The sequence below is a fragment of the Nostoc sp. FACHB-888 genome (genome assembly GCF_014696655.1).
Taxonomy (GTDB): Bacteria; Cyanobacteriota; Cyanobacteriia; order Cyanobacteriales; family Nostocaceae; genus Nostoc.
In genome coordinates, this window is record NZ_JACJQM010000235.1 from 1 (window position 1) to 5,727 (window position 5,727).

Genomic DNA, 5,727 nt, shown 5'->3' on the forward strand with positions numbered 1-5,727 from the left:
AGCAACTAAAACGTCCGAATGTTCCCATGTTTATTGCCTAGTTGTTTGGCGCACGGCGCGGCTACACCGCGCCATTGCTTGTGACAGTTGCGTAAGTCCTGACCATGTTTGAGTCCAGTCACTTCCGATCGAATCACCACTTCAATCCCACTAAAGCCATTAGTGATCTGCGTCATGCCATAGCTCACTCGTGATAAGAACTCAATTACCCTCTGCGATTGTAAAAGTTTAGGATGCCAGCATCGCGCTACACTCCACGTCAAATAGTTATAGAAACGCGGCACTGATCCGAATTTAGTGATCACCGTTTTGACTGGGAACGTATCTGCAAGCGTAAAAGATTCAGGCATATCAAACCAATACACACCCACTTTGCCATAGTGCGGAAAATTAATCACTTCACGATCACTGTAAGGATTAACACTTTGGCGCTTGCCATCAATCTGAGCTTCAAACGGACGCTGTAAACCTAAAAATGTTGAGCGCATCACAGTCAGTCCTGCCCCACCTGAACCACCGACAACATAGCTCAGATGAATGCTTTGGGCTTCATCAAGCTGCTCGACATCGCGCCGCACCATGCTATTAGAAATACCCGGAAAAATACCTGTGTTGACGATCGCAGTAATCCCTGCCGCTTCTGCTTTTACTTTCAGTGCAATCGCTTTGCAAGTAAACGACGGATGATCGCTTACATCCAGATAGTTCACCCCTAGATCAATGCAAAGCTTCAAAACACTTCCATTGCGATGATGAAATGGGCCTGCACAGTGAATTACTAAATCAGACTGTGCAATCACGCCCTGTAGCAGTTCTCGCTGATCTAAGTCAATAGACAAGAATTGACAGCGATTACCCAATGACTGAGAAACTCTCTGCCCGATCTTTAGGTTGCGTCCTACGATCTTAATTTGGGCAGAAGTACAAGTAAGTAAATCGACTGCAACTTGGCTACCTATCCTTCCACTTCCACCCAAAATTAGAACTTGTTGTGTCATTTCTTTACTAGGAATTACGACATTGAAGAAGAATTCAGAATTCAGAATTCAGCTATTCACCAATTCTGGAGTCAGAATAAAGAGCGTGGGGGACTTAAACCCGATTATTTATCCGCTTTTTCGTACATAATACCCAACTGAATTCTGACGACTGACGCATGTATTCTGTTCGTTAAACCCACTTATTCATCCGCTAAATCGATTCAGAATTCAATTCTGTTAGCGGATAGCTAAGGTTTAGCCCATTCTGGCGACTGACGCATGTATTCTGTTTGATAATGTAAAGACAGACCATCATTTAAGGTCTTCAAATCACGGTTCTAAACTCAGTTAAACAACAGTCGAACTGCTTGTTGTGCAAGCCATCTGCCAAAGTCGTACAAGAGGGCTAATCGGTAGCCAGAGAACTGAGGTGTAGCGCTATTGCTCATCCCATCGTTCAAAAACAAAGTGCTTAAAATCGGTTGATAATCGTCACTACTGATTTGAGTGAATGGTGCGTTAACAAATGCTAGAAGGTAGGTCAAAGTAGCGGTTAACAGGATTGCAATAGCAAAAATATTAAACCAGCAAGGTAACAACCATCGAGTGAAGCAAACACCACAATTGCACAACTGTGACCACACAGTCTTTTCTGTGCGCTGGACTAAGAGCATCATGATTGAAACTCCTGACTTAATCTGAATTGAACAAGATCATCAAACTGAAAACTTAAATGGGTGTAGCGCCTGTCAGCATAAACATCTGAACTAATCTACCTCTGTAAAAACTTAGTTTGAGTTCAAACTTTGGGTAGGATTTAGCCCAAACTTCAGAAAGCTTTTTTAACATTGGCACTATGAAATACTCTTTCAGCCTTGTCTAAAAGGTGTTCTTTCTAGAAAATACATTTCTTGCCAGCAATTTCGACAGAACCAATAGATTCCTTGACCACGAATATGACGTAGTAATCGGTGCGAACAGTTAGGACAATTTCTCGCCGTGGGTCTTTGTGTCTGATGTTTCAATTTCATTGCGAACAAACCTCATAATTCAATCTAAAGTTGAACGAATTGAGCCCATCAAAAATTTAAACAGGCGCAATCCGTACCAGCGTCAGGCAGATGCGTTAAACCACCAAACAAACCTTGGCTTACATTAGAGATTTTAGTCTCTGAAAGAATCAGTAAGCGTTATCTCAACGTAACAAGCGAAGCAGCTTTTGCTTGACCGTTCTTTCCCAATGCTGATCAATAAAATGCCCAGAAGTTGAAGAGGCAATTGAACCAGAGTTCAAGTATTGGTGACTATGAGCATCCATGATTCTAAAAGCTCCATCATTCTAATCTCAAATGAACGTTCTCAGCGAATTATGTTCAATTGAGTGTTGCTACTTCTTGGTTTAGTAGTTGAACAAACCAACCATTGCAATCATACCTAGAGCAATTGCGATTACTGTCTGATAAGTTGTCAGCATCGTTTGTTGCCTCCTCTTTCAAAAGAGCGATATTGACTACATTTCCAATGCAATGCCTTGAGCTATTTGTTGCCTCCTTGCGTAAAGGGGTAATCAATCCGCTTAAAAGCATAGCTACGCCGTGTTTGCGAATCAGCCCGATTGGAACTTCTAACTCAATTTGAATTAGACGCATTGGGCTAATTAGAAAATTAGACAAACGTAAAGCGTATCGCCAACAAATACCTGTGCCGACCTGCAAGTGCAAAAAATAGGTTGTAGTAGAAACCTTGACTAGAAATAGGGCAAAAACCTTAATGCCTGAAAAAAGATTTTACAAAAATTGCTTCAACGTAGCGAGCGAAGCAGCTTTTGCTTGACCGTTCTTTCCCAATGTCGCTCAGTAGAATGATTAAAATTTGTTGAAATACTAACCATGCTTGAATCTCGGTTCAAGCATCGGTCAACGTCTGCATTCATGTCTTTGCACGTAATAATTATCTCAATTTTATCTAAACATTTTCAATGTATCACATAAATACACCTAATGCAACTCTCGATTACCACGTTTAACAATTCTTATGATGAGATCGAGATTCAATATAACTCTGCAATTGACTAACAGGACTATGAGCGAGTCTTATCTCCTGAAATTCAGCACCACATTGGCTCTGGCAAAACGCAACGATGTTCGTATGTACTAACGGTACTGTGCGATAACAAACTGGCAGATAGCATCGACGGCAAAACAAGGCAAGGTATGGGATATGACAAAAGTTACAATTCGATTAGTGGTGAGCTACTTCGACTGGATTTGGCAACATAGCCGATTCAAAACAACTGCTGCTTCTATTGTTACCAGCAACTAAATTTAAAGTCTAAATATTAGTCTAAATTATTACCACCTATTGCATCAGCCTTATCTTGGGAATCGCCTAAGTAGAGATCGATAAATTCGAGCAGCGTGGCTGTTGCTGTTGTGCCTTTCGAGTTGCAACAGGCGAAAAACTGCTCCCACTCCCTTTGCTACCAGTAAAAATATAGTATATTTTTTTACAGCATCAACTGCTCATGGAGAGCGTATCATCTAGGTAAACTTGGACTGTACACGCTTGTTAAATCGTGTAATTTGTCATGATGAATTACCTTGATGCTATCATCGCCAAATGTATCAGCGCATTCTTTAAGTGATCGCTTTTGTAAAAAGATGCTACTGCCAACGGCTACCATTAGCGATTGCAAATAAATATAGACATCACCCCGTAGCAATTCCAGCATCAACCATCTTCGCCAGACACAAAGTATTAAACATTCTCAGTGATTCCACTAAGCGCTGATAATACTCATACTGCTCATCCAATACTTTTCGGGTTTTGGGGGAAAGGGGAAGGGTTTCATATTTACCTTTACCTCTTCGCCTTTAACCTTTCCCCAGACCACAAGAGAGATTATTGGATTTATCCGAAAAGTATTGACTGCTCATCTGCATAGCTGCGAAAATTGCACCCCTGGCAAAACCTGTCCCGTGGACTGGGATAATAAGAACAGGGCGGGGTGTTGATGGGGCAGCAACCTTGAAAATTGATAGGCATGGTCGAGCAAAGATTCTGTCTTTGCAGGAAATCCAACTTCTGTTCTCGCAGGGGGTAGATTCACTGCGAGACAAAGCGCTGTTTGCGGTGATGCTTTACACAGCGTGTCGGGTGAACGAAGCAGTGACGTTGCTTAAGCGGGACGTATATGATGCCAAAGGAAAAGTCAGAGCCAAAATCATCTTTCGCAAAGGTAACACGAAAGGGAAGCTGGCTACCCGTGCCATCCCGGTAATTCAAGAATTGCGAGTCAGGTTGCAAGCATATAAGCCGCGTGATGATTCCCCTTGGCTGTTCCCTGGAAATGCTGACCACTCAAGAGCCAATAACCACCTGCACCGGGATTCGGCACTGTGGATATTGCGAGTCGCTTGCAAAAAAGTAGGAGTTGAAGGCGTAAGCTCTCACAGCTTTCGCCGTACAGCACTCACCTCGATGAGTAATGCCGGAATTCCCTTAAGAGTGATTCAGGAAATCTCTGGGCATCGCACGTTGGACGAGCTGTACAAGTACCTGGAGGTGAGAGAAGATCAAGTCTTGGGAGCGGTATCATCGTTAACCCTACTTGCTCCGTTTGATGAAGACGACTTCGGGAAACCCCTCTTTGTCGAAGTGACCGATAATTCAGTGCATGAAAGCTCTTGACCCCATTTTACTAAAAAATCTATTTGGAAAGCAACATCAGCGCAACCGCCGTAAAATTGCTGAAAGCAAAAGTAGAAATTGCTCCAAGCATACGGTTAGTTATGACGAAAGTTTAGCCCCCCTCCATAGGCAACACATCTTCATTGAGCAAGGCGTAAAATTCTGGTACTGCCGACTCAAGCTTACGCAGCTCATTTGCCGCGATCGTCTCCAACTCCAGTACCGTCTCCCAGCGCAAATCACTCTGCCATCGCTTGAGAATGCTTTTAATTGCGTCTACTCCACGAGAAATGCCAGAGCGAAGTATTTCTACGCAGTGGAGTAGGGTAATGCGATCGGTCGGAGGCGACTCAAATTCGGTAGTATCTTCCCCCTGGCAATGGGAGTTCCCTATAGCATCAAGGGGGGGGATGGATACGGGCTGCTGATTCGGGTTTACACTATACACAGTAGGGGTTTGGGGAGCGTAATAGGTTCGATTTTCTTTTTGATTACGCTTCGTTTCACGATGAGCAATTACTTGGAGAGCAAATTCCAATTCCAACTTTGATAGAGAGAAAAGTTTCACCTGTTGACCGCGCTTGCCCTGCTTGCGGAAAGTCAGTTTTAGCCCCAGCTGCTCGACTAAAGTAGCTAGCAACCAAATAGGTTTACAGTCCAGGGGAATAGTAAACCCAAGAATTGCTTTGACGTGAGCAGCACAATGTATAGCGATCTCCGTCATCTTGAGTAAGGTGGAATCGTCGGCAGTAACTTCATCACCCTTCATTAAAGAAGTGAGAATGTGATGCAGCCCCAGGTTAAATCTAGCCAGCCACCGTGCCGAGTAATTGCCCCAGTCGATGCACAAAGGTAAATTGTCCCGCTCGGTGCGGTCTTTTTGGGTGACAATTGTTGGTGGGGTAGGATAAGTTTGCCCAGTTTTGGGGTCAGTAAACGATTCTTCGGGTGGGGCTAAAATGGCCTCAAGTCCGGCGATCGCTCTTATTAAGCGACCACCTTTATCTATTTCTACGAGTGATTCGGTTACTTCAATGCCGTAAGAATCAGAAATGCG

5 protein-coding genes and 2 pseudogenes are annotated in these 5,727 nt (G+C 43.4%); 2 read left to right on the forward strand and 5 right to left on the reverse strand.

Annotated elements, in window-relative coordinates; genetic code table 11:
- Window positions 1–5: 5 nt before the first annotated feature.
- The 3 genes from H6G26_RS37665 to H6G26_RS37675 form a co-directional block, all read right to left on the reverse strand.
- On the reverse strand, window positions 6–998 hold the full coding sequence (locus tag H6G26_RS37665) for a saccharopine dehydrogenase NADP-binding domain-containing protein (RefSeq protein ID WP_190736737.1): 993 nt from the start codon (window positions 996–998) through the stop codon (window positions 6–8).
- A gap of 326 nt (window positions 999–1,324) precedes the next feature.
- Complete coding sequence (locus tag H6G26_RS37670; protein WP_190736739.1) at window positions 1,325–1,657, reverse strand: hypothetical protein; 333 nt, start codon at window positions 1,655–1,657, stop codon at window positions 1,325–1,327.
- A gap of 696 nt (window positions 1,658–2,353) precedes the next feature.
- A complete protein-coding gene (locus H6G26_RS37675) occupies window positions 2,354–2,629 on the reverse strand; it encodes a hypothetical protein (protein WP_190736741.1) in 276 nt (91 codons plus the stop codon).
- A 503-nt stretch (window positions 2,630–3,132) separates the two neighbouring features.
- Between H6G26_RS37675 and H6G26_RS43425 the strand changes: the two are divergent.
- Window positions 3,133–3,281: pseudogene (locus tag H6G26_RS43425) on the forward strand (IS1 family transposase); the annotation flags it as partial.
- Between the two features lie 235 nt (window positions 3,282–3,516).
- Here H6G26_RS43425 and H6G26_RS37680 read toward each other — a convergent pair.
- Window positions 3,517–3,711 (reverse strand): hypothetical protein, encoded by a 195-nt coding sequence (locus H6G26_RS37680; RefSeq protein ID WP_190736743.1) that lies wholly within the window; start codon window positions 3,709–3,711, stop codon window positions 3,517–3,519.
- A gap of 296 nt (window positions 3,712–4,007) precedes the next feature.
- On the opposite strand from H6G26_RS37680, the gene H6G26_RS37685 reads away from it, so the two are divergent.
- Window positions 4,008–4,670, forward strand: a complete 663-nt coding sequence (locus H6G26_RS37685) for a site-specific integrase (protein WP_190736746.1) — start codon at window positions 4,008–4,010, stop codon at window positions 4,668–4,670.
- 112 nt (window positions 4,671–4,782) lie between these two features.
- Here H6G26_RS37685 and H6G26_RS37690 read toward each other — a convergent pair.
- Window positions 4,783–5,727: pseudogene (locus H6G26_RS37690) on the reverse strand (bifunctional DNA primase/helicase); the annotation flags it as partial.